Raw genomic sequence first — 20,857 nt, forward strand, 5'->3', positions numbered from 1 at the left:
TGCAGTCGCAACCGTTCACCACTGAGCCCCACCTCCACCCCGCCGCCGCCGCCACCGCCGCCACCGCCGCCGCTGGACCCGCCGCCCCCGCTGGACGACTGTGAGGCGGTGTACGCGCCGATCGACGACGACAACGCGGACTCGAAGCTGTCGAAGTCAGACCCGCTGGAGCCGCCGACAAACCCCGTACCGCCGTATGTGGTCGAGTTGTACCAATCCGGCTGCGGCGCAGCCGTTCCCATCGTCGTTTCGTACTTCTTAGCCCACAGTGCCGCGGCGCCCGCAGCGACCGCGAACGGAACGTAGGCCGAGTAGAGGTCTTTGCGCGCCCCGAAGTCGAACCGCGCCTCGGCCGAATCGGTGGTCAACATGCGGTGGAAACCACCTGCGCGCGACCAGAGTTCGCGGCCGGCCTCGGTGCGCCTGGTTCCCACGCCTGCGGCCCACGAGCCGATGGACAGCAGGAAGAACGCCGCGAAGGGCAACGCCCACATCGTGGTCGGAAAGAGCCAGCGGAAGACGGCGCACAGCATGAGCACGAAAGCGATCGCGTTCGCGGTGCGGAGCCAGAGTTCGTTGCGCCGTTTGACGAGAAGCTTGTTGTCGAAGGCCCAGTTCTGGACGGCCTTGGCCAGATCGGTCTTGGCCTTGTTGAGCTTCTGCCCCGACTTGACGGTCTTTTTCGCTTCGAACTCGCCGCCCGGATGCAAAACCTTCAATACCGACCCGACGGTCACACTGACCGGGTCCACGTCGACCCAGGCGCCGTGCTCGGCGATGCCGCGGATTCGCCAATGCTTCTCGCTGACCTGGCGCAGTTCGACCAAGCCCCGCTCGGCGAGGTAGAACAGCGTCGCGGTCAGGGCTTGTTTGGGGACTGCCTCGGTCCGGATGTACTCCGTCTGCACCGGGCCGAGGCCCTCCGGTGGCGCGTACTGCAGTGGGAAACCCGGCGACGGTTCGACCGTGGTGCGGTACCACAGCAGACCGGCCAAGCCGGCGGCCACGGTCAGCGCCGCCACCCATAGCGCTCCGGCCAGCGACCGGCCCAGCACGCGGTCCCATTCATAGGTCCAGGGCAGCTCGGTCCGCGGCGGCGTCGGCACGTCCACACTTGCCCGTACCGTCACCGGCGTGCGCGGCGGGAGGTTTCGCGCCGACAGTTCCACCCGGTTCCCCGTGGTCGTCAGGTCCAGGCACTGCCCGCCGACGCCGTATCCGACCGAACACTGCACGCGGGGAACGTCTCCGGGCAGCTCGATCGAGATGTCGGCGCGCTGGATCCGGTTGTTCCAGGCCGGCGCGATCACGTTCCAGAAGAACACCGATTCGGTCGTGGCGGGTTCACCCGACGCTGTGGCGAATCTCCGGTCCGCACCGGTGGTTCCGGGATCGAGGACACCGTCGATGGAGTAGCGGATTTCGTATACGTGCTCGCCGTAGCTCAGGTAGCTGTCGGGATCGCCGATCTTGGCGACCCGGAACCGCTCGCCGTCTTCCCACAGCAGCTCGTAGGGCGCTGGGTCGCCGTCGAGAAGGATGGAGTCGATTTCCGGCACTTGGCGCACGTGAGGACTGTTGGGGTTGGTCACATCCCAGTACCGGAAGATGCCGTGCCTGCCACTGGGAAAGTCCGCGGTGATGGTCTCGACGGCGTCGAGCCGCCCGGCTTCGTCGACGACGAGGTTCACGTCGTAGTCCGTGATGACGACGGGGTCGTCGGCGGGTGCGGCCTCCGAACCACCACCGCTGAACACCACCGGCCAGAGCACCGCAAATGCCAGCACCAGCAACGTGATCGACCACGCGAACAGCCGGCGCATGCGGTCCTCCTGTTGCGTGCGATGCCAGGTTTTCGGTTCACCCTAAGTGCAGCGGGCCGATTTGGGCGCGAACTGGCCATCGGGTCATCCGATGTGCAGTGGGTCGATCTGGATGCGAACCGGCTGTTGGTCGTGACGGGCGCTGAGCACGGCGGTGGCCCGGCGCAGGGCCGACGATAGGGCCAGTCCGGTGTCGCGGGGAACCCTCAGCAGCATCCGGATCACCGTCGTGTCGGAGGCCAGTCCCGGCGGTCGGCGCGCGCCGACCGGCAGGTCGACCGGGCCGAGTTGTTCGGTGCCCTCGGGCGTATCGGCGATGTCGAGCAAGGCGTGCACCGCCTCGGGCGGTCCGTCCACCGCGGCCATGTGCACGTCGGGCGGCAGGCCGACTTCACCGCGCGCGTTCAGCTCGGCGTCGGCGTGACCGACGGGGTCCCAGCGGATCAGCGCCTGCACGGTCGGTATCGCGGACTCGGCCACCACCGCGATCACCCCGCCGTCGCCGCGGTTGCGTACCAGGGCGCCCGCGGCCATCCACCGGCGCAAGGTGTCCTCGGCCGCCCGCAGGTCCTGGCGGCCGAGCAGCGCCCAGCTGTCCAATAGCAGCGCGGCGCCGTAGCCGCCTGCGGCTACCGGTTCGGCGCCGGGGGTGGCGACCACGACCGCGGGCCGCGGCGGGACCTCGGCGACCATCGCGTCACCGCCGGAGGTGATGATCGTGGTGCCCGGAAATGCCCTGCCGAGTTCCTCGGCGGTGCGCCTGGCCCCGACGACGACCGCACGCACCGCATCCGAGCCGCACCGCACACAGCGAAGCGACGGGTGGGCGCGCCCGCACCACCGGCATACCGCGCCTGCGGCATCGCGGTCGGGCAGCGACAACGGCCCCGTGCAGTTGCGACACCGGGCGATGGTTCGGCAGCGCCCGCACGCGAGGGCGGGGACGTACCCGCGGCGGGGCACTTGCACCAGGACCGGGGCGCCGGACTCCAGCGCCTTGCGCGCGGCTTGCAGGGCCATCGACGGGAGCCGGGCCGACCGGGCGGCCGGGTCGCGTTCCTGTTCGAAACCGCTGTCGTCGAGGGCGATGACGCGCGGTGAGGCCGCCCGCACCACCGGCCGCAGCGCGACCAGGTCGTGCGCCCAACCGCTGCGAACCAGCGCCTGGGCCTCCGCGGTCCTTGCGAATCCGCCGATCAGTGCGGCGCAGCGGAGCTGATGTGCCCGCAACATCGCCACTTCGCGCGCATGCGGATAGGGCGCACGAGGTTCGGCGAGCGTGTCGTCGCCGTCGTCCCACACCATCACCAGGCCGAGATCGGCGACGGGTGCGAACACCGCGCTGCGGGTGCCGATGACGAGCCGGGCGCTGCCGCGAAGGACCGACAACCATCGCCGATAGCGTTGCGCGGGACCGAGTCCCGCCGACAGCGCCACCACCACGTCTTCGTCGAGGAGGCCGAGCGCGGCGGTGTGCACCGCGTCGATGTCGCGTTGATCCGGCACGATCACCAGCACACCGCGGCCGGAGTTCGCCATCACCGCGGCGGCTTCGGCCAACCGGTCGGGCCACGCTTCGCCGGGCAGCGCCTGCCAGACCGCGCGTGCGGCACGTCCGCCCGCCACGGCCGCGAGGAACTGCTCACCGCTGCCGTAGGCGTTCCAGGAGTCGGTGTCGACGGGTCGCGGGTCGATCGGCGCCGTCTGAGGTGGCTGCTGTTTCTCGACCCGGGCGTGCCGCGGCGGGATGGCCAGCCGCAGAACGTCCGCGCGGGTGCCGGCGTAACGGGCCGCGACGGCGTCGGCCAGTCGACGGATCTCGGGCGTCAGCACCGGTTCGGGCGAGACCACGCGATCGAGCCAGCCGAGCTTGCCGACGTGGTCGGTGTCGGACCGCCGCTCCAGAATGAACGCGTCGACCAGCCGGCCGTGGAACCGCACCCGGACGCGGACGCCGGGCTGCGCGTCGTCGGACTGCTCGGCGGAGACCAGGTAGTCGAACTCGCGGTCGAGGTGCGGGACGGTCAGCATCGGCAGCACACGCGCGATCGGCTCGTGCTCGGCAGGCTGTCTGGTGGCGCCCGGGCGGGCCGGGCTGTCGGACCCCGTCACGCAGGATTGGTAGCAGACGGCACCGACGTCCTGCCGAAGAAGAACCCGGCGGTGATGAGCAACAACGAGGCCGCATACACCCACCAGATCGGCACCGCCAGCGCCTCGGAACCCAGCACGAACTTGCCGATCCCGATCATCGCGTCCGACACCGCGAAACACACCGCGCCCAGCGCCGTCCACGGCGTGGGCAACCGGGCCATCAGGGCGGCGCACACCATCGCGCCGAGCACCGCGATGTACAGCGTGACCGGTACGGCCATGCCCTCGGCAATGAGCCGCGGCCAGAACCACACCAGCAGGGCCAGGCAGGCCGCGACCGTGACCGCGGCGGCGGCCACCCTCGGACCGGAACGCGTGACCAACGGCCACAGCGCGCCCAGGAAGCACAGGTGGGCGACGAGGAACGCGGCCAGCCCGAGCACGAATGACGGCTCCCACCACGGCAGCGCCAGCAGGAAATCACCCGCCGCGGAGAACAGCAGCGCGGCCACCAACCAGCGTCGCTCCCGTGCGATCGGGTGTGTCAACGTGGCCGCCGCCAGCAGCACCGCCGCGGCGGCCTTGACCGCGGGCTGCAGCGCGAACTGACCGGTGAGCTCGGCACCGCCGGGCAGCCGCACCGCGGTCGCGATCAGGAACAGCCCGTAGCAGGCGGCGACGACGGTGGCGGCCACCCACAGAAGTCGGGTTCGCCGATGAACGTACGGTGTCCCCATGTCAGTCCCCGAGGTAGGGCCGGCCAGCCCGGAACCCATCGACGCCATTCTGCTGAAGGTACTGCAGGCGGTTCCGTTCCAGTTGACAACCGACGGGGGCGTGCGGGCCGCGCGCGAACGGTTCAACGCGCTGCCGCGCGTCGAGATCCTCCCCGAGGTGCGTGCCCAGGACCGCAAGGTCGAGGGGCCCGGTGGTCCGATCCCGGTCCGGGTGTACCGGCCGCCGACCGCGTCAGACGCGCACGCCCCCGTGGTGGTGTTCTTCCACGGCGGCGGCTGGTGTGTCGGTGACCTCGACAGTTACGACGGCACCGCGCGCCGGCATGCGGCCGACGCCGAGGCCGTGGTGGTGGCCGTCGACTATCGGCTGGCACCAGAGCACCCCTACCCCGCCGCCGTCGACGATGTGTGGGCGGTGACGCAGTGGGTCGCCGCGAGCGCGGACGAGCTGCGCGTCGACGCGGGCCGGCTCGCGGTGGCCGGCGACTCGGCGGGCGGCAATCTCGCCGCGGTGGTGGCGCAGTTGGCGCGCGACGCGGGCGGCCCGGAGATCTGTTTCCAGCTGCTGTGGTATCCAGCGACGACGTGGGACACCACGTTGCCGTCGTTCGCCGAGAACGCCGACGCGCCGATCCTCGATTTTGCTGCGGTAGGCGGCTTTTCGCGTTGGTATGTCGGTGACATGGACCTGTCGGACATGCCCGCGACGCTGGCGCCCGCGCGCGCCGAGGATCTGACCGGCCTGCCGCCGGCCTACATCGCGGTCGCGGGCCATGACCCGTTGCGTGACGACGGCGCCCGATATGCGGAGTTGCTGTCGGCCGCCGGAGTTCGTGTCGAACTGCACAATGCTGAATCGCTCGTGCACGGCTACCTCGGCTACGCCGGGGTAGTGCCCGCCGCGACCGAGGCCACCGAACGGGGATTGAGGGCGCTACACGCCGCGTTACACCCGGTGTGAACACATCAAGATCCATCGACATCGTGCACGCGTTCTGGGACGAGGTCTGGAACGCCCACGACCCAGCCGCGGCGGACCACTTCGTGGTCGAGGACTTCGTGATCGTCAGCGGTGGGGAGACGGTGCGCGGCCGCGAGAATTTCAAGGAATGGATCGCCGGCTTCCTCAGCAAGGTCGACGACTTGCACCTGGACGTCGTCGAGTCGTTCGAGAGCGCTGACGGCAGCCGCGTCGCGTCGCGGTGGCTGCTGACCGGGAAGAACAACGGCTACCTCGGAAGCGCGCCCGACGGCAGCGATATCGCGATGACCGGGACGGCCGTGTGGGCGGTCGGCGAGGACGGCAAGCTGCTCACCAACTGGGTCGAGCGCAGTGCATGGGAGTTGTCGCAGCGGCTGAACATCGAGGTACCGTGAGCGAGATGTGAGCGACACGGGGAGGCCCTATGACAGTGCCCGATCACGACACCATCATCGTCGGTGCCGGCTTCTCCGGTATCGGCGCGGGAATCAGCCTCGACAAGGCCGGTCTCGGCGACTACCTGATCATCGAGGCGGGCGACGGGCCCGGCGGAACGTGGTACTGGAACACGTATCCCGGTATCGCCGTTGATATTCCGTCGTTCTCCTACCAGTTCTCCTTCGAGCAGAGCCCGGAATGGACCCGCACGTACGCCCCGGGGCACGAGCTGCGCGCATACGCCGAGCACTGCGTCGACAAGTACCGTCTGCGGCCCAAGATCCGGTTCAACACCAAGGTGCTCGGCGCGGTCTTCGACGACGACCAGAACCTGTGGCGGGTCGAACTCGACTCCGGTGAGGTCGTCACCGCGCGGTTCCTGATCAATGGGTGCGGGGTGCTGATCACGCCGAAACTGCCCGATATCGACGGTGTCGACTCGTTCGCCGGTGTCACCATGCACACCGCGCGTTGGGACCACGAGCAGGACCTGACCGGCAAGCGGGTCGCGGTCATCGGCACGGGCGCGTCGGCGGTGCAGGTGATTCCCGAGATCGCGCCGATCGTCAAGCAGCTGACCGTTTTTCAGCGCACACCTATCTGGTGTTTCCCGAAGTTCGATGTGCCGCTGTCGCCAATGGCGCGACGGATGATGCGGCTGCCCGGCGGCCACGTGGTGCAGCGTCTGCTCAGCCAGGCCTACGTCGAGTTGACGTTCACGCTGCCCGCGCAGTACTTCACCATCAACCCGATGGCCAAGAACATGTCGAAGGTCGGCGAAGCGTATCTACGCAAAGAGGTCCGCGACCCGCAGGTCCGCGAAAAGCTCACGCCCGAGTATGCGGTCGGCTGTAAGCGGCCCGGCTTCCACAACACCTACCTGTCGACGTACAACCGCGACAACGTCGAGTTGGTCACCGAGCCGATCGACAAGATCACCGGTTCAGGTGTGGCCACCGCCGACGGCGCGACCCGCGAGGCCGACGTGCTGCTCCTGGCGACGGGTTTCAAAGTGATGGACGCCGAGGACATGCCGACCTATCCGGTCACTGGTTCGGGCGGCCGGACGTGGAGCCGGCACTGGCAGGAGAACCGGCTGCAGGCCTACGAGGGCGTCAGCGTGCCCGGCTTCCCGAACTTCTTCACGGTGTTCGGGCCGTACGGCTATGTCGGCTCGTCGTATTTCGCGCTCATCGAGACGCAGACGCACCACATCGTGCGCTGTCTCAAGCACGCCCGACGCAGGGGCGCCCGCCGCGTGGAGGTCACGCAGGAGGCCAACGACCGCTACTTCGACGAGATGATGCGCAAACGGCACCGCCAGATCTTCTGGCAGGAGAGCTGCCAGCGCGCCAACAGCTACTACTTCGACAAGAACGGCGACGCCCCGCTGCGGCCGACCACCACGCTCGAGGCGTACTGGCGTAGCCGCCGCTTCCCGCTACGGGATTACGCGTTCAGTTCGTAGGTCCCCATCGCGCCGAGGCCGACGAAATGGCTGGGATCAGCCGTCGAGGGCGACCAAATCGTCAGTTTCGGCGCTGGGCAGACGAACTAGACGGACGTTTCTGGTCCGACTCCTCGCTGCTCGTACCTCGCCGCTTGATCGTCGTCAGACGGCGGCCTTGAGCTCGTCGACCTTGTTCAGCTGCTCCCACGGCAACTCGACGTCGGTGCGGCCGAAGTGACCGTACGCGGCGGTCTGCGCGTAAATCGGGCGCAGCAGGTCGAGGTCGCGCACGATCGCGCCGGGACGCAGGTCGAATACCGAGGTGATGGCCTTCTCGATGCGGCCCGGATCGACGGACTCGCTGCCGAACGTCTCGACGAACAGGCCGACCGGAGCGGCCTTGCCGATCGCATAAGCGACCTGGACCTCAACGCGCTCGGCCAGACCCGCCGCGACCACGTTCTTCGCCACCCAGCGCATCGCGTAGGCCGCCGAACGGTCCACCTTTGACGGGTCCTTGCCCGAGAACGCGCCGCCGCCGTGACGGGCCCAGCCGCCGTAGGTGTCGACGATGATCTTGCGGCCCGTCAGCCCCGCGTCACCCATGGGGCCGCCGAGCACGAACTTGCCGGTCGGGTTCACCAGCAGGCGGAAGTCGGAGGTGTCCATCGAGTCGTGGCCCAGGTCGGCCAGGACCGTGTTGACGACCTTCTCGCGGATGTCCGGCGTCAGCGTCCCCTCGAGGTCGATGCCCGCCGCGTGCTGCGTCGACAGCACGACCGTGTCGAGGCGCACCGGGGTCGTGCCGTCGTACTGCACGGTGACCTGGGTCTTGCCGTCGGGGCGCAGGTAGTCGAGCACACCGCTCTTGCGGACCTCGGTTAGCCGGCGCGACAGCCGGTGTGCGAGCGCGATCGGCAGTGGCATCAGCTCGGGCGTGTCCTTGATCGCGTAGCCGAACATCAGGCCCTGGTCGCCCGCGCCCTGCAGGTCGAGCGGGTCGCCCGCGCCCTCGACGCGGGTCTCGTGCGCGGTGTCGACGCCCATCGCGATATCGGGCGACTGACGACCGATGCCGACGTTGACGCCGCAGGTCTCACCGTCGAAGCCCTTTTCCGACGAGTCGTAGCCGATCTCCAGGATGCGCTCGCGCACCGTGGTGGCGATGTCGGCGAAGGCCTCCTTGGCCGACGTCGTCACCTCGCCGACGACGTGCACCTGCCCGGTGGTGACCAGTGTCTCGACGGCAACCCGCGACTTGGGATCCCCCGCGAGCAAAGCGTCGAGCACCGAGTCGCTGATCGCGTCGCAGATCTTGTCGGGGTGGCCCTCGGTTACCGACTCACTGGTGAACAGCCGAGCTTCACTCACGGTGTGATCCTTCCACTCAAGTCATCTTGAGGTAGTTAGTACATCAAATTGTAGGAGTGCCCTGTTGCACCCAAGCCTGCGCTCGCCTCGCGCGCAAGCATTTCACGCAGCCGGATGCGTGATCCGCGCTACCCGCTGCCGCTGTGCAGGAAGGCCACGATCGCGTCCACGATACGGCTGGCCATCAGCGTTTTCGAACCGTGTTCCAGTGCGGACTCCGCACCGTCGGCCGCGAGCAGCCAACCGTCGTTGTTGTCCACTTCGAACGCCCGATTCTCGCCCACCGCATTGACCACGAGCAAATCGCATCCCTTGCGCTGCAGCTTCGCGCGAGCGTGGTGAAGCACGTCGCCGTTGGCGTCGCCGGTCTCGGCAGCGAACCCCACGATGGCCCGCATATTCGGCAGTTGTCCGTCGGCGCGGGCCCGCACGGCGCCGGCGAGCACGTCCTCGGTGCGGGTCAGTTCGATCACCGGCGCGGCGGCGTCCGGATCGGCCGACTTCTTGATCTTGCTGGTCTGCATCTGCGTGGGCCGGAAATCCGCGACCGCGGCCGCCATCACCAGCACATGGGCGTCGGGGGCATGCTTGGACACGGCGTCCTTGAGCTGGGCGGCCGACACGATGTGCACGACCTCGACGCCCGCCGGGTCGACCAGCCCGGCGGTGTTGCCGGCGATCAGCGTGACGTCGGCACCGCGCTGGGCCATCACCCGCGCCATCGCATAGCCCTGCTTGCCCGAACTGCGGTTGCCGATGAAGCGCACGGGATCGATCGGCTCGCGCGTCCCGCCCGCGGAAACCAGCACCTTGACCCCTGCCAAGTCGTAGGGCAGGGCGTCCGGGCGCGTCAGCAGAAGCTGGGCCAGCGTGCTGATCTCCTCGGCCTCGGGCAGACGGCCCGCGCCGCTGTCGGCTCCGGTCAACCGGCCCGACGCGGGTTCGAGGACGACGGCACCGCGGCGGCGCAGCGTGGCGACGTTCTCCACCGTCGCGGGGTGCAACCACATCTCGGTGTGCATGGCCGGGGCGAACAGCACCGGACATCGCGCGGTCAGCAGCGTCGCGGTCAGCAGGTCGTCCGCGCGGCCCGCGACGGCCCGCGCCAGAAGATCCGCGGTGGCGGGGGCGACGACGACCAGGTCGGCCTCCTGGCCGAAGCGGACGTGCGGCACCTCGTGGACGTCGTCCCAGACTCCGGTGTGCACGGGATGACCCGAGAGGGCCTCGAAGGTGGCGGCACCGACGAACCGCAGCGCGGACTCGGTGGGGACGACACGGACGTCGTGTCCGGCCTCGGTGAGCTGTCTGACCACCGTGGCCGCCTTGTAGGCGGCGATACCACCGGCGACGCCGACGATGATCCGCTTGGGCTCCATGGCGGCCGCTCCCCTATGCCTCGCGGTGTTGCTACTCGCCTTCGGTGTGCTCGAGCAGGTCGGCGTGGATCTCGCGCAACGCGATCGACAGCGGCTTCTCCTGCAGGCCCGGCTCGACCAGCGGGCCGACGTACTCGAGGATGCCGTCGCCGAGCTGGTTGTAGTAGTCGTTGATCTGGCGGGCGCGCTTGGCGGCATAGATCACCAGCGCATACTTGCTCGACGCGCGATCCAGCAGCTCGTCGATGGGCGGGTTGGTGATGCCCAACGGCGTGTCGTAGGCGCTGGCTGCGGACGTGTCGAAGTCGTCCAGAGCTGCCAGCTGCGTGTCGGCGTGCGGGGTGCTCACGAAAAATTCTCCTGGCGGTTTTAGCTGAATGCGAGATAGCTGTCGGGCCTGCGGCGCCGTCTCCGGCGCGTACTTATCGGTGGCCCACCAGCAAGGATACCAATTCGGCGCAGGCAGACTCCAATTGACTGTTCACGACCACGGTGTCGAAGTCGTCCTGTGCGGCGAGTTCGGCTCGCGCGGTCGCCAGCCGGCGCTCCATCGCCTCGGGTGTCTCGGTGCCCCGTCCGGTCAGCCGGTTCTTCAGCTCATCCCAGCTCGGCGGCGCCAGGAAGACGGTCAGTGCCTCGGGCATCGCGGCCTTCACGGCCCGCGCGCCCGCGAGATCCACCTCGATCAGAACGGGCCTGTCGGCGGAGATCGCCTCGCGGACGGGCCGGGCTGGTGTTCCGGAGCGGTGCAACCCGCCGTGGATCTCCGCCCATTCGAGCAGGGCGCCATCGGCGATCAATTCATCGAATTCGTCGGGGGTCACGAACGAGTAATCGACGCCGTCGACTTCACCCGGCCGCGGGGCCCTGGTGGTGACGGACACGCTGAAGTGCAGGTCGGGAACGCGTTCGCGCAGACAGCGAACGACGGTCGACTTCCCGACGGCAGAGGGGCCGGACAGCACGACTACCCGGCCGGCCCCTCGGCCGGCGCTCAATTTATGCGCCTAGGACTGGTCGAACTTTTCCAGCAGCGCCTTGCGCTGGCGATCGCCGAGGCCGCGCAACCGGCGGGTCGGGGCGATCTCGAGTTCGGTCATGATCTCCTGCGCCTTGACCTTGCCGACCTTGGGCAACGCCTCCAGAAGCGCCGAAACCTTCATCTTGCCCAAGACCTCGTCGGTCTCGGCATCCTTGAGCACCTGCTTGAGGTTGGTGCCGCCGCGCTTGAGCCGATCCTTCAATTCGGCTCGGGCTCGACGTGCGGCGGCAGCCTTCTCCAACGCGGCCGCGCGCTGTTCGTCGGTCAACTGGGGAAGGGCCACGGGTTCCTCCGTCTCATCACCATCAATTTCCACTGCCTCGGCTGATAGAGAAAACCCTCAAACAGCCAGCGACGACGACCGTACCCACGCTGGCTGACGAATGCGAACCCCACCCCCTGGTTACGGCGTCAAAAGCCCAGCGTGTCGGGCGGTCGCGCCGCGCACGCGCCGACGCCGATTCGTGGCCAGGACCGGCGAAACCTCATTTTGTCTCGCCGGAACCGCCTGCATATCAAGGCATTTCGGATTGCACGAGAGCGCTAATCGGGCGCTCAGCGCGTGACCTGCGCCACACTTCGGCGGGTCAGCGCCGCCGAAAAAGAAAATTTTCGCTGGTCATCAGCTTTCGGGCGTGTCGCGAGCAGCCGGTTTGTGACGCTTGTGACTGGTGAGCCTCGCGTTGCCGGTGTTGTGTCCTCGGCGGAGGTGTCAGGCCAGGTAGGCGACCGCGTCGCGCATTGTCTCGGCCGCGGAACGCAGCGCGCCCACGTCCGGGCCGGCGCGCAGCACTTCGCGGGACACCGCGGGCAGCAACTGCCCGGGTTGGGCCCCTCCGAGCCCGCTCAGCGCGTCCGGGCGCCCGCCCTGGGCGCCGACACCCGGGACCAGGACCGGTCCGGCGAGCGCGCCGACGTCGGGCGGTTCGGCCAGGGTGGCGCCGACGACCACACCGATAGGGCCGGGTTGCGCGGGCACGGTGTGGTTGACCGCCGCGGCGGCGTCGACCATCGATTGCGCGACGGTGCGTCCGCCCGCGTCGGCGCGCTGTACGGACGCGCCCTCGGGGTTCGAGGTGGCCGCGAGCACGAACACGCCGCGTTCGTTGGCCAACGCCGTGTCGATCAGCGGTTGTAGCGAGCCGAAGCCCAGGTAGGGCGATGCGGTCACCGCGTCGGCGGCCAGCGGCGATTCACCCGCCCACGCGGCAGCGTAGGCGGCCATCGTCGAACCGATATCTCCGCGTTTGGCGTCGGCGAGCACCAGCACGCCGGCCTCGCGGAGCGCGGCGATGGTGTGCTCGAGCACCGTGAACCCGGCGGCGCCGTACGCCTCGAAGAACGCGACCTGCGGTTTGACGACGGCGAAGTCGGAAAACGCCGTCACGCACACCGAGCAGAACCGACGCAACCCGTCGGCGTCAGCGGTGAGTCCCCACGCGCGCAACAACTCCGGATGCGGGTCGATGCCCAGGCACAGCGGTCCACGCCGGGTCACCGCGTCGGCCAACCGCAGGCCGAAACCCGTCACGGCCCCAGCACGCTGTGCAGTTCCTGCAGCGACATCACGCCGATGTCACCGCGGATGCCGGCCTCGATGCCCTGTACCGCCGCGGACGCGCCCTGCACCGTCGTCACACACGGGATGCTGTTCGCCACTGCCGCCGAGCGGATCTCGTATCCGTCGACGCGAGGACCGGAGTTGCCGTACGGGGTGTTGATCACCATGTCCACCTCCCCGGCCTTGATGAGGTCGACGGCCGACGAGGCGGGCCTGTCCTCGCTGGGCTCCTGGAAGTGCTTGCGCACCTCTTCGCAGGGAATCCCGTTGCGCCGCAGCATTTCCGCGGTGCCTTCGGTGGCCAGAACCCGGAACCCGAGATCGGCGAGCCGTTTGACGGGGAAGACCAGCGATCGCTTGTCGCGGTTGGCCACCGACACGAACACCGTGCCCTCCAGCGGCAGGGATCCGTAGGCGGCGGTCTGGCTCTTGGCGAAGGCGCTTCCGAAGTCGTGGTCGATGCCCATGACCTCACCCGTCGACTTCATCTCCGGGCCCAGCAGCGAGTCGATCTGCGTGCCATCGTGTTTGCGGAACCGGTTGAACGGCAGGACGGCTTCCTTGACCGCGACCGGAGCGTTGCGTGCGGTGCTCGCGCCGTCCCCGGCGCGCGCCAGCACACCTTCCTCGCGCAGCTCGGCGATCGTCGCGCCGAGCATGATCCGCGCACACGCCTTGGCCAGGGGCACCGCGGTGGCCTTCGAGACGAACGGCACGGTGCGGCTGGCGCGGGGGTTGGCCTCGAGCACGTAGAGCACATCGTCCTTGAGCGCGTACTGCACATTGAGCAGGCCCACCACGCCGATGCCGTGGGCGATCGCTTCGGTGGCCCGCCGCACGGCCTCGATGTCGCTGCGGCCCAACGTCACCGGTGGCAGGGCGCACGCGGAGTCACCGGAGTGGATACCGGCTTCCTCGATGTGCTCCATGATGCCGCCGATGTAGACCTCGGTCCCGTCGCACAGCGCGTCGACGTCGATCTCGATGGCGTCCTCGAGGAACCGGTCCACCAGCACGGGATGCTCGGGCGAGAGTTCGGTGGCCCTGGTGATGTAGCCGTGCAGCGTCTCGTCGTCATAGACGATCTCCATGCCGCGACCGCCGAGGACGTAGGAGGGCCGCACCAGCACGGGGTAGCCGATGTCGGCGGCGATGCGCCGCGCCTGGTCGAAGCTGGTGGCCAGGCCGAACTTCGGGGCGGGTAGGCCTGCGTTGGTCAGCACCTCGCCGAATGCGCCGCGATCCTCGGCCAGGTCGATCGCCTTGGGGCTCGTACCGACAATCGGCACGCCCGCGTTCTGCAGGCGTTCGGCCAGTCCGAGCGGTGTCTGGCCGCCGAGCTGCACGATGACGCCGACGACACCGGGACCGCCTGCGCCGGAGACGGATTCGGCGTAGTACACCTCGAGCACGTCCTCGAAGGTGAGCGGTTCGAAGTAGAGCCGGTCGGCGGTGTCGTAGTCGGTGGACACCGTCTCGGGGTTGCAGTTGACCATGACCGTCTCGAAACCGGCCTGGCTCAGGGTCGTTGCGGCGTGCACGCAGCTGTAGTCGAACTCGATGCCTTGGCCGATGCGGTTGGGGCCCGAGCCGAGGATCAGCACCTTGGGCCGCTCGGTCTGCGGGGCCACCTCCGTCTCGGCGGCGGGGTCGAGCTCGTAGCTGCTGTAGTGGTACGGGGTCTTGGCCTCGAACTCGGCGGCACACGTGTCGACGGTCTTGAACACCGGGTGGATACCGAGTCGCTGACGCAGTGCCCGCACGCCGACCTCACCGGCGAGTTCGGGTCGCAACGCGGCGATCTGGCGGTCGGACAGCCCGTGGTACTTGGCGCGCCGCAGCAGGTCGGCGTCGAGCACCGGCGCATCGACGATCTCGGCGCGCAGCGCGACCAGCCCGGCGATCTGCTCGACGAACCACGGGTCGACGCCGGAGGCCTGAGACACCTGCTCGACGGTCGCGCCCTTGCGCAGCACCAGCTCCAGGTCGTAAAGGCGCCCGTCCGACGGTGTGCTCAGCCGTGCGAGCAACTCGTCGACGGTGACCGTGTCCTCGTCGGGGTCGGCTTTAGTCCAAAACCCGGCGCGGCCGGACTCCAGCGAGCGCATCACCTTGCCGAGCGCCTCGATGAAGTTGCGCCCCAACGACATCGCCTCGCCGACCGACTTCATGGTGGTGGTCAGCGTGCCGTCGGCGCCGGGGAACTTCTCGAACGCGAAGCGCGGGGCCTTGACGACTACGTAGTCGAGCGTCGGCTCGAAACAGGCCGGGGTCTCCTTGGTGATGTCGTTGACAATTTCGTCGAGTGTGTAGCCGATGGCCAGCTTCGCCGCGATCTTGGCGATCGGGAACCCGGTGGCTTTCGACGCGAGCGCGCTCGACCGCGACACTCGCGGGTTCATCTCGATCACGATCAGGCGCCCGTCGGCCGGGTTGACGGCGAACTGGATGTTGCAGCCGCCGGTGTCGACGCCGACTTCCCGCAGGATCGCGATGCCCAGATCGCGCATGATCTGGTACTCGCGGTCGGTGAGCGTCATGGCCGGCGCGACGGTGACCGAGTCGCCGGTGTGCACACCCATCGGGTCGAAGTTCTCGATCGAGCACACCACCACCACGTTGTCGCGGCCGTCGCGCATCAACTCGAGTTCGTATTCCTTCCAGCCGAAGATCGACTCCTCGATCAGCACGTTGGCGCTCGGCGAGGCGGCGAGCCCGTCACCGGCCATCCGGTCGACGTCCTCGGCCGAGTACGCCATGCCCGAGCCCAGCCCGCCCATCGTGAAGGAGGGGCGCACCACCACCGGCAGGCCGAGGTCCTCGACGGTTTCGCGTACCTCGTCCATGGTGAAACAGACTCGGGAGCGGGCGGATTCGCCGCCGACCTTGGCGACGATGTCCTTGAACCGCTGCCGGTCCTCGCCGCGTTGGATGGCCTCGAAGTCCGCGCCGATCAGCTCCACCCCGTGCTTGGCCAGCGCCCCGGACTCCGACAGCGCGACCGCGGTGTTCAGCGCCGTCTGGCCGCCCAGTGTGGCCAGCAGGCCGTCGATCTTGTTGCCGCGCTCGGCCTGCTGCACGATCACCCGCTCGACGAACGCCGGCGTGATCGGCTCCACGTAAGTGTGGTCGGCGTACTCGGGGTCGGTCATGATCGTCGCCGGGTTCGAGTTGATCAGGCTGACCTGCAACCCCTCGGCGCGCAACACCCGGCACGCCTGGGTGCCGGAGTAGTCGAACTCGGCGGCCTGACCGATCACGATCGGCCCGGAGCCGATCACCAGGACGTGGTTCAGGTCGCTCCGCTTGGGCATTACCGCATCCCTCTTCTACCGCGAGTGACCGTGTTTGCGCACGACACGCCGCGCAAATTTGTACAACAGCGGTCGCTCACCGCGGACGACGTCACTTATTCTCCCCTGCCATCAGGTCGACGAACTGGTCGAACAGATAGTTCGCATCGTGCGGTCCCGCGGCGGCCTCCGGGTGGTACTGCACCGAAAAGGCCAGCCCGCTGACGAGTTTGATGCCCTCCACGACACCGTCGTTGGCGCAGGTGTGGCTGACGATCGCCTCGCCGAACGGGGTGTCGAAGCGCTCCCCCGCCTCGCCCTCGAGGGCGAAACCGTGGTTCTGCGCGGTGATCGCGACCGCGCCGGTCTGGTGATCGATCACCGGCACGTTGATCCCGCGGTGGCCGAACACCATCTTGTACGTCGAGCGTCCCAGCGCACGGCCCAGGATCTGATTGCCGAAACAGATGCCGAACAGCGGAATGCCTGCGCCGAGCACCTCCCGGGTGACGGCCACGATGTGGTCGGCGGTGGCGGGGTCGCCGGGGCCGTTGGACAAGAACACACCGTCGGGTTTCAGGTCGGCGATCTGCTCATAGGTCGTCGACGCGGGCAGCACGTGGCTGCGGATACCGCGCCTGGCGAAATTGCGGGGGGTGTTCGTCTTGATGCCGAGGTCGATCGCGGCCACCGTGAACCGTTGCGGCCCTTCGGGTTCCACCACATAAGTGGCGTCGGTGCTGACCTCGCCCGCCAGGTTCGCGCCGAGCATGCCGGGCTGACTGCGCACCCGCTCGAGCAGTTCGTCGGGGTCGGCCAGCGCCGGTCCGGAGAACAACCCGGCCCGCATCGAGCCCCGACTGCGCAAGTGGCGCACCACCGCGCGGGTGTCGATGCCCGCGATGCCGACGATGCCCTGGCGTTCGAGTTCCTCGTCGAGCGTGCCGGTGGCCCGCCAGTTCGAAGCCCTCGGCGAGGGATCGCGCACCGCGTAGCCGGCCACCCAGATCTTGTCGCCGCGGCTCTCGGCGTCCTCGTGGTTCCATCCGGTGTTGCCGATCTGCGGTGCCGTCGCGACCACGATCTGACCGTAGTAACTCGGATCGGTGAGCGTCTCCTGATAGCCCGACATTCCGGTGGAGAACACCGCCTCGCCGAGCGCCTGCCCGACCGCGCCGAACGTCGTGCCCGTGAAGACGCGGCCGTCCTCGAGCACCAACAGTGCCTTCTGCTCTTCGCGACGAGCGCTCATAACGGCCTTGTCGGTTCCTCTCACACCGCCTCCTGTTCCACCCAGTGCGAGTACTCACGGCGGTCGTTGGCGCGGAACCCGGTATCGATTTCGGTGCCCGACGGCAGTCGCCACCGGATCGCCAGAATGCCTTCGTGCGTCATTGCCTTGCCCGCGATCCCCCGCTCGGTGCGGATTTCGGTGATCGCCTCGTCGGGGATCCAGATCGGCAGGGCACCGCTGCGCTGCAACATGATTCCTTCGGGGTAGCGGGTCAGCACGGCCTTGGCGCGGAAGCCCAGGTCGCCGACCACGATTCGGTCGTTCCAATGGGGGGCCAGCGTGCTGCCGACGTACAGGCCCTTGGTGGCGGACACGATCGCAGGCCCGACCGTGTCGGGAAGCGCGGGCAGTGTGCCGATCAGTTCGGCCTGACGCTCGGCGCGGCGGCGCCATCCCCGGATCATCGCCTGGATCAGCACCGCGATGAGCACGGCCACGACGGCGGCCATGATCAGCGATCCGACGAGCGTGGCTGTATTCATGCCGGACACTTCCCATCGCGCGCAGTCACCTTGCCGCGCAACAACGTCAGCGTGACCGCCGCGGGCAGTTCGAGCGCCTCATAGGGCGTGTTGGCCGAGCGGCTGGCCAGCGCGGAACCCTCGACCGTCCACGTCGCGTCCGGGTCGACCACCGTCAGGTTGGCCGGCTCGCCGATCTCCAGTGGCCTTCCCTGATCGGGCAGCCCGACGATTTCGGCGGGCCGCTCGCTCATCACCCGCGCGACGTCCCGCCAGCTCAGCAGCCCCGGGCGCACCATCGTCTCGACCACCACCGACAGCGCGGTCTGCAATCCGAGCATGCCCGGGCGGGCGACGGAGAACTCGCAGCACTTCTCGTGCTCGGCGTGCGGGGCGTGATCGGTGGCCACACAGTCGATGATCCCGTCCGCCAGCGCCTGGCGCAGCGCCCGCGCATCCGAGGCCTCACGCAGCGGCGGGTTGACCCGGTAGCGCCCGTCGTAGGTGGCCAGCCGTTCGTCGTCGAGCAGCAGGTGGTGTGGGGTCACCTCCGCGGTGATCGAGATCCCTTGTGATTTCGCCCATCGCACGATCTCGACCGTGCCCGTGGTGGACGCATGGCAGATGTGCACCCGCGCACCGGCGTCGCGTGCCAGCAGCGCATCGCGCGCGACGATCGACTCCTCGGCCGCCCGCGGCCATCCGGCGAGGCCCAGCCGGGCGGCGTTGGGACCTTCGTGGGCCACGGCGTCGACCGTGAGCCGGGGTTCCTCAGCGTGCTGGGCGATCAGCACGCCGAGCCCGGTGGCGTATTCGAGCGCGCGGCGCATGATCAACGGATCGTGCACGCAGATGCCGTCGTCGGAGAACATCCGCACCTGCGCGGCACCGCCTGCCATCATCCCCATCTCGGTGAGCTGGGCGCCCGCCAGGCCGACGGTGACCGCGCCGACGGGGTGCACGTCGACCAGGCCCACCTGCTGACCTCGCTGCCAGACATGGTCGGTCACCACGGGGCTGTCGGCGACGGGGGTGGTGTTGGCCATGGCGAACACTGCGGTGTACCCGCCCAGAGCGGCTGCGGCCGAGCCGGTTTCGATGTCCTCGGCGTACTCGCGGCCGGGCTCGCGCAGGTGGGTGTGCAGGTCGACGAAGCCGGGCAGCAGCACCTGATCGGTGGCGTCGATGACCTCGGAGGCCTTCTCGAGGCCGCCGGACTTCGCCAGGTCCGCGCCGATGTCGGCGATCTGCCCGTCGTCCACCAATACGTCGACGCGGTCGCCCTCGCCGTAGAGCCGGACCCCTCGTATCAGCACGCTCATACGCTGATCGCCTCTTTCTCGGCACCCACCAACAAGTGGAACAGCACCGCCATCCGGATATGCACACCGTTGGAAACCTGCTGCAGCACAGCCGATTGCGACGAGTCCGCGACTGAGAACGCGATCTCCATACCGCGGACCATCGGCCCCGGGTGCAGCACCACTGCGTTACCCGAAAGCAGCGCCTGGCGCTTCTCGGACAAGCCGTAGAGCACCGAGTACTCCCTGGCCGACGGGAAGAATCCGCCGTTCATGCGCTCGGCCTGCACCCTCAACATCAGCACCGCGTCGGCCAGCGGTAGTTCGGCGTCGAGGTCGTGCGAGACGGTCACCGGCCAGCCGGCGACACCGACCGGCAGCAACGTCGGCGGCGCGACCAACACCACCTCCGCGCCGAGGGTGTGCAGCAGAAGCACATTCGAGCGGGCCACCCGGCTGTGCAGGACATCGCCGACGATGACCACCCGCTTGCCCTCGATGTCGCCGAGACGCTGGCGGATGGTCAACGCGTCGAGCAGCGCCTGGGTGGGGTGCTCGTGGGTGCCGTCGCCGGCGTTGATGACCGCAGGACCGTGCCCGTCCTCGGTGGCCGTCCACTCCGCGAGTTGCTGCGGCGCTCCCGAGGCGGGGTGGCGCAGGATCAGCGCGTCGGCTCCGGCGGCACGCAGCGTCAACGCGGTGTCGCGCAGCGACTCCCCCTTGGACACCGACGATCCCGAGGCGCTGACGTTGATCACATCTGCGCTCATCCACTTACCGGCGACCTCGAAGGAGACCCGGGTGCGGGTCGAGTTCTCGTAGAACATCGTGATGATCGTGCGCCCGCGCAGGGTGGGCAGCTTCTTGACCTCGCGGCCGAGCAGGGCCTGGCTGAAACGGTCGGCGTTGTCGAGGATCGCCAGCGCGTCGTCGCGCGACAGATCCGCCGCCGAGAGCAGATGTTTCACCTGATCGGACCTCCGTACGGCGCGATGGACACACGGTCGTGGCCATCGTCTTCGGCCAAGCGGACCTTGACGTTCTCGCTTCGGGACGTGGGCACGTTCTTGCCCACGTAGTCGGCACGCAGCGGCAGCTCCCGGTGGCCGCGGTCGACGAGGACCGCCAGTTGCACCGCCTTCGGTCTGCCGATGTCACGCAGCGCGTCCAGGGCCGCGCGCACCGAGCGGCCGGTGTAGAGCACGTCGTCGACAAGGATGACGAGCGACTGATCGACCCCGCCCTCGGGTATCGAGGTCTCCTCCAGAGCACGGGGCGGCTTGAAGTCGAGGTCGTCGCGGTACAGCGTGTTGTCGAGCGCGCCGTGCGGCACGACGACGCCGGAGAACTCCTTGATTTTCTCGGCGAGCCGGGTGGCCAACGTCACGCCGCGTGTCGGGATGCCGAGCAGGACGACGCGGGGCGCCGTGGCGTCATCGGGGGAACCGTCGAGTGCGGTCTTCTCGATGATCTGATGGGCGATACGGGAAATGGTGCGGCCGACGTCCGCTGCGGACATCAGCTCCCGGTCGGTGCCCGACGAGCCTTCATGCGCGCCCAAGCGACTCTGACCTCCTTCTCCGCCTCTCTGGACGGCTCCTTAAAGGACGTCGAAACTGCGGGGAAGCTTA

18 protein-coding genes are annotated in these 20,857 nt (G+C 68.6%); 3 read left to right on the forward strand and 15 right to left on the reverse strand.

Going from position 1 to position 20,857, the window contains the following annotated elements; genetic code table 11:
* From A5759_RS10545 to A5759_RS10555, 3 genes are all read right to left on the reverse strand, one after another.
* Nucleotides 1–1,823 (reverse strand): DUF2207 domain-containing protein (locus A5759_RS10545; RefSeq protein ID WP_156616885.1); only part of this gene is annotated, 1,823 nt, incomplete at its 3' end.
* Between the two features lie 84 nt (nucleotides 1,824–1,907).
* Nucleotides 1,908–3,854 (reverse strand): primosomal protein N', encoded by a 1,947-nt coding sequence (locus tag A5759_RS10550; protein WP_197506025.1) that lies wholly within the window; start codon nucleotides 3,852–3,854, stop codon nucleotides 1,908–1,910.
* A gap of 77 nt (nucleotides 3,855–3,931) precedes the next feature.
* Nucleotides 3,932–4,654, reverse strand: a complete 723-nt coding sequence (locus A5759_RS10555) for a lysoplasmalogenase (protein WP_068197188.1) — start codon at nucleotides 4,652–4,654, stop codon at nucleotides 3,932–3,934.
* On the opposite strand from A5759_RS10555, the gene A5759_RS10560 reads away from it, so the two are divergent.
* Genes A5759_RS10560 through A5759_RS10570 form a run of 3 tightly spaced genes read left to right on the forward strand, consistent with a single transcriptional unit; the run spans nucleotide 4,653 to nucleotide 7,542 of the window.
* Nucleotides 4,653–5,615 carry an alpha/beta hydrolase gene (locus A5759_RS10560; protein WP_068197191.1) on the forward strand — a complete coding sequence of 321 codons (963 nt, stop codon included), beginning with the start codon at nucleotides 4,653–4,655 and terminating at the stop codon, nucleotides 5,613–5,615. The genes A5759_RS10555 and A5759_RS10560 overlap by 2 nt on opposite strands.
* Nucleotides 5,612–6,031: an ester cyclase gene (locus tag A5759_RS10565; RefSeq protein ID WP_068197193.1), complete on the forward strand. Its 420-nt coding sequence runs from the start codon at nucleotides 5,612–5,614 to the stop codon at nucleotides 6,029–6,031. The genes A5759_RS10560 and A5759_RS10565 overlap by 4 nt, the downstream gene beginning before the upstream one ends.
* A 29-nt stretch (nucleotides 6,032–6,060) precedes the next feature.
* Entirely contained in the window at nucleotides 6,061–7,542 is a 1,482-nt protein-coding gene (locus tag A5759_RS10570) for an NAD(P)/FAD-dependent oxidoreductase (protein ID WP_068197196.1), read from the forward strand.
* Nucleotides 7,543–7,686: 144 nt separating this feature from the next.
* Here A5759_RS10570 and metK read toward each other — a convergent pair whose 3' ends face one another.
* From metK to pyrR, 12 genes are all read right to left on the reverse strand, one after another.
* Nucleotides 7,687–8,895 carry a methionine adenosyltransferase gene (gene metK / locus A5759_RS10575; RefSeq protein WP_068197199.1) on the reverse strand — a complete coding sequence of 403 codons (1,209 nt, stop codon included), beginning with the start codon at nucleotides 8,893–8,895 and terminating at the stop codon, nucleotides 7,687–7,689.
* A gap of 128 nt (nucleotides 8,896–9,023) precedes the next feature.
* Nucleotides 9,024–10,274 carry a bifunctional phosphopantothenoylcysteine decarboxylase/phosphopantothenate--cysteine ligase CoaBC gene (coaBC, locus tag A5759_RS10580; protein WP_064425956.1) on the reverse strand — a complete coding sequence of 417 codons (1,251 nt, stop codon included), beginning with the start codon at nucleotides 10,272–10,274 and terminating at the stop codon, nucleotides 9,024–9,026.
* A gap of 31 nt (nucleotides 10,275–10,305) precedes the next feature.
* On the reverse strand, nucleotides 10,306–10,623 hold the full coding sequence (rpoZ, locus tag A5759_RS10585) for a DNA-directed RNA polymerase subunit omega (protein ID WP_068197202.1): 318 nt from the start codon (nucleotides 10,621–10,623) through the stop codon (nucleotides 10,306–10,308).
* A 73-nt stretch (nucleotides 10,624–10,696) separates the two neighbouring features.
* Complete coding sequence (gene gmk / locus A5759_RS10590; protein ID WP_068197204.1) at nucleotides 10,697–11,272, reverse strand: guanylate kinase; 576 nt, start codon at nucleotides 11,270–11,272, stop codon at nucleotides 10,697–10,699.
* Nucleotides 11,273–11,281: 9 nt separating this feature from the next.
* Entirely contained in the window at nucleotides 11,282–11,599 is a 318-nt protein-coding gene (gene mihF / locus A5759_RS10595; protein ID WP_003889986.1) for an integration host factor, actinobacterial type, read from the reverse strand.
* A gap of 429 nt (nucleotides 11,600–12,028) precedes the next feature.
* The gene (gene pyrF, locus A5759_RS10600; protein ID WP_068197206.1) at nucleotides 12,029–12,847 is read right to left on the reverse strand and encodes an orotidine-5'-phosphate decarboxylase; all 819 of its coding nucleotides are present in this window, start codon (nucleotides 12,845–12,847) and stop codon (nucleotides 12,029–12,031) included.
* Nucleotides 12,844–16,191 carry a carbamoyl-phosphate synthase large subunit gene (gene carB / locus A5759_RS10605; protein WP_068197209.1) on the reverse strand — a complete coding sequence of 1,116 codons (3,348 nt, stop codon included), beginning with the start codon at nucleotides 16,189–16,191 and terminating at the stop codon, nucleotides 12,844–12,846. The genes pyrF and carB overlap by 4 nt, the downstream gene beginning before the upstream one ends.
* Before the next feature lie 91 nt (nucleotides 16,192–16,282).
* Entirely contained in the window at nucleotides 16,283–17,422 is a 1,140-nt protein-coding gene (gene carA, locus A5759_RS10610) for a glutamine-hydrolyzing carbamoyl-phosphate synthase small subunit (protein WP_068197212.1), read from the reverse strand.
* A 20-nt stretch (nucleotides 17,423–17,442) separates the two neighbouring features.
* Entirely contained in the window at nucleotides 17,443–17,946 is a 504-nt protein-coding gene (locus A5759_RS10615; protein WP_064417172.1) for a hypothetical protein, read from the reverse strand.
* On the reverse strand, nucleotides 17,943–19,247 hold the full coding sequence (locus tag A5759_RS10620) for a dihydroorotase (RefSeq protein ID WP_068197214.1): 1,305 nt from the start codon (nucleotides 19,245–19,247) through the stop codon (nucleotides 17,943–17,945). Before A5759_RS10620 ends, A5759_RS10615 begins: the two co-directional genes overlap by 4 nt.
* Nucleotides 19,244–20,194, reverse strand: coding sequence for an aspartate carbamoyltransferase catalytic subunit (locus tag A5759_RS10625; RefSeq protein ID WP_064395441.1), 951 nt, complete (start codon nucleotides 20,192–20,194; stop codon nucleotides 19,244–19,246). The genes A5759_RS10620 and A5759_RS10625 overlap by 4 nt, the downstream gene beginning before the upstream one ends.
* Complete coding sequence (gene pyrR / locus A5759_RS10630; RefSeq protein ID WP_064417116.1) at nucleotides 20,191–20,787, reverse strand: bifunctional pyr operon transcriptional regulator/uracil phosphoribosyltransferase PyrR; 597 nt, start codon at nucleotides 20,785–20,787, stop codon at nucleotides 20,191–20,193. The genes A5759_RS10625 and pyrR overlap by 4 nt, the downstream gene beginning before the upstream one ends.
* Between the last annotated feature and the right edge of the window lie 70 nt (nucleotides 20,788–20,857).

The sequence above is a fragment of the Mycobacterium sp. 852014-52144_SCH5372336 genome (assembly GCF_001665615.1).
In the GTDB taxonomy this organism is placed as follows: domain Bacteria; phylum Actinomycetota; class Actinomycetes; order Mycobacteriales; family Mycobacteriaceae; genus Mycobacterium; species Mycobacterium neumannii_A.

Bases quoted from the DNA above. Each gene is read 5' to 3' on its own strand.
- A5759_RS10550 (WP_197506025.1), bottom strand. From the start codon at position 3,854: ATGCTGACCGTCCCGCACCTCGACCGCGAGTTCGACTACCTGGTCTCC.
- A5759_RS10560 (WP_068197191.1), top strand. From the start codon at position 4,653: ATGTCAGTCCCCGAGGTAGGGCCGGCCAGCCCGGAACCCATCGACGCC.
- A5759_RS10555 (WP_068197188.1), bottom strand. From the start codon at position 4,654: ATGGGGACACCGTACGTTCATCGGCGAACCCGACTTCTGTGGGTGGCC.
- A5759_RS10570 (WP_068197196.1), top strand. From the start codon at position 6,061: ATGACAGTGCCCGATCACGACACCATCATCGTCGGTGCCGGCTTCTCC.
- coaBC (WP_064425956.1), bottom strand. From the start codon at position 10,274: ATGGAGCCCAAGCGGATCATCGTCGGCGTCGCCGGTGGTATCGCCGCC.
- carB (WP_068197209.1), bottom strand. From the start codon at position 16,191: ATGCCCAAGCGGAGCGACCTGAACCACGTCCTGGTGATCGGCTCCGGG.
- carA (WP_068197212.1), bottom strand. From the start codon at position 17,422: ATGAGCGCTCGTCGCGAAGAGCAGAAGGCACTGTTGGTGCTCGAGGAC.
- A5759_RS10615 (WP_064417172.1), bottom strand. From the start codon at position 17,946: ATGAATACAGCCACGCTCGTCGGATCGCTGATCATGGCCGCCGTCGTG.
- A5759_RS10620 (WP_068197214.1), bottom strand. From the start codon at position 19,247: ATGAGCGTGCTGATACGAGGGGTCCGGCTCTACGGCGAGGGCGACCGC.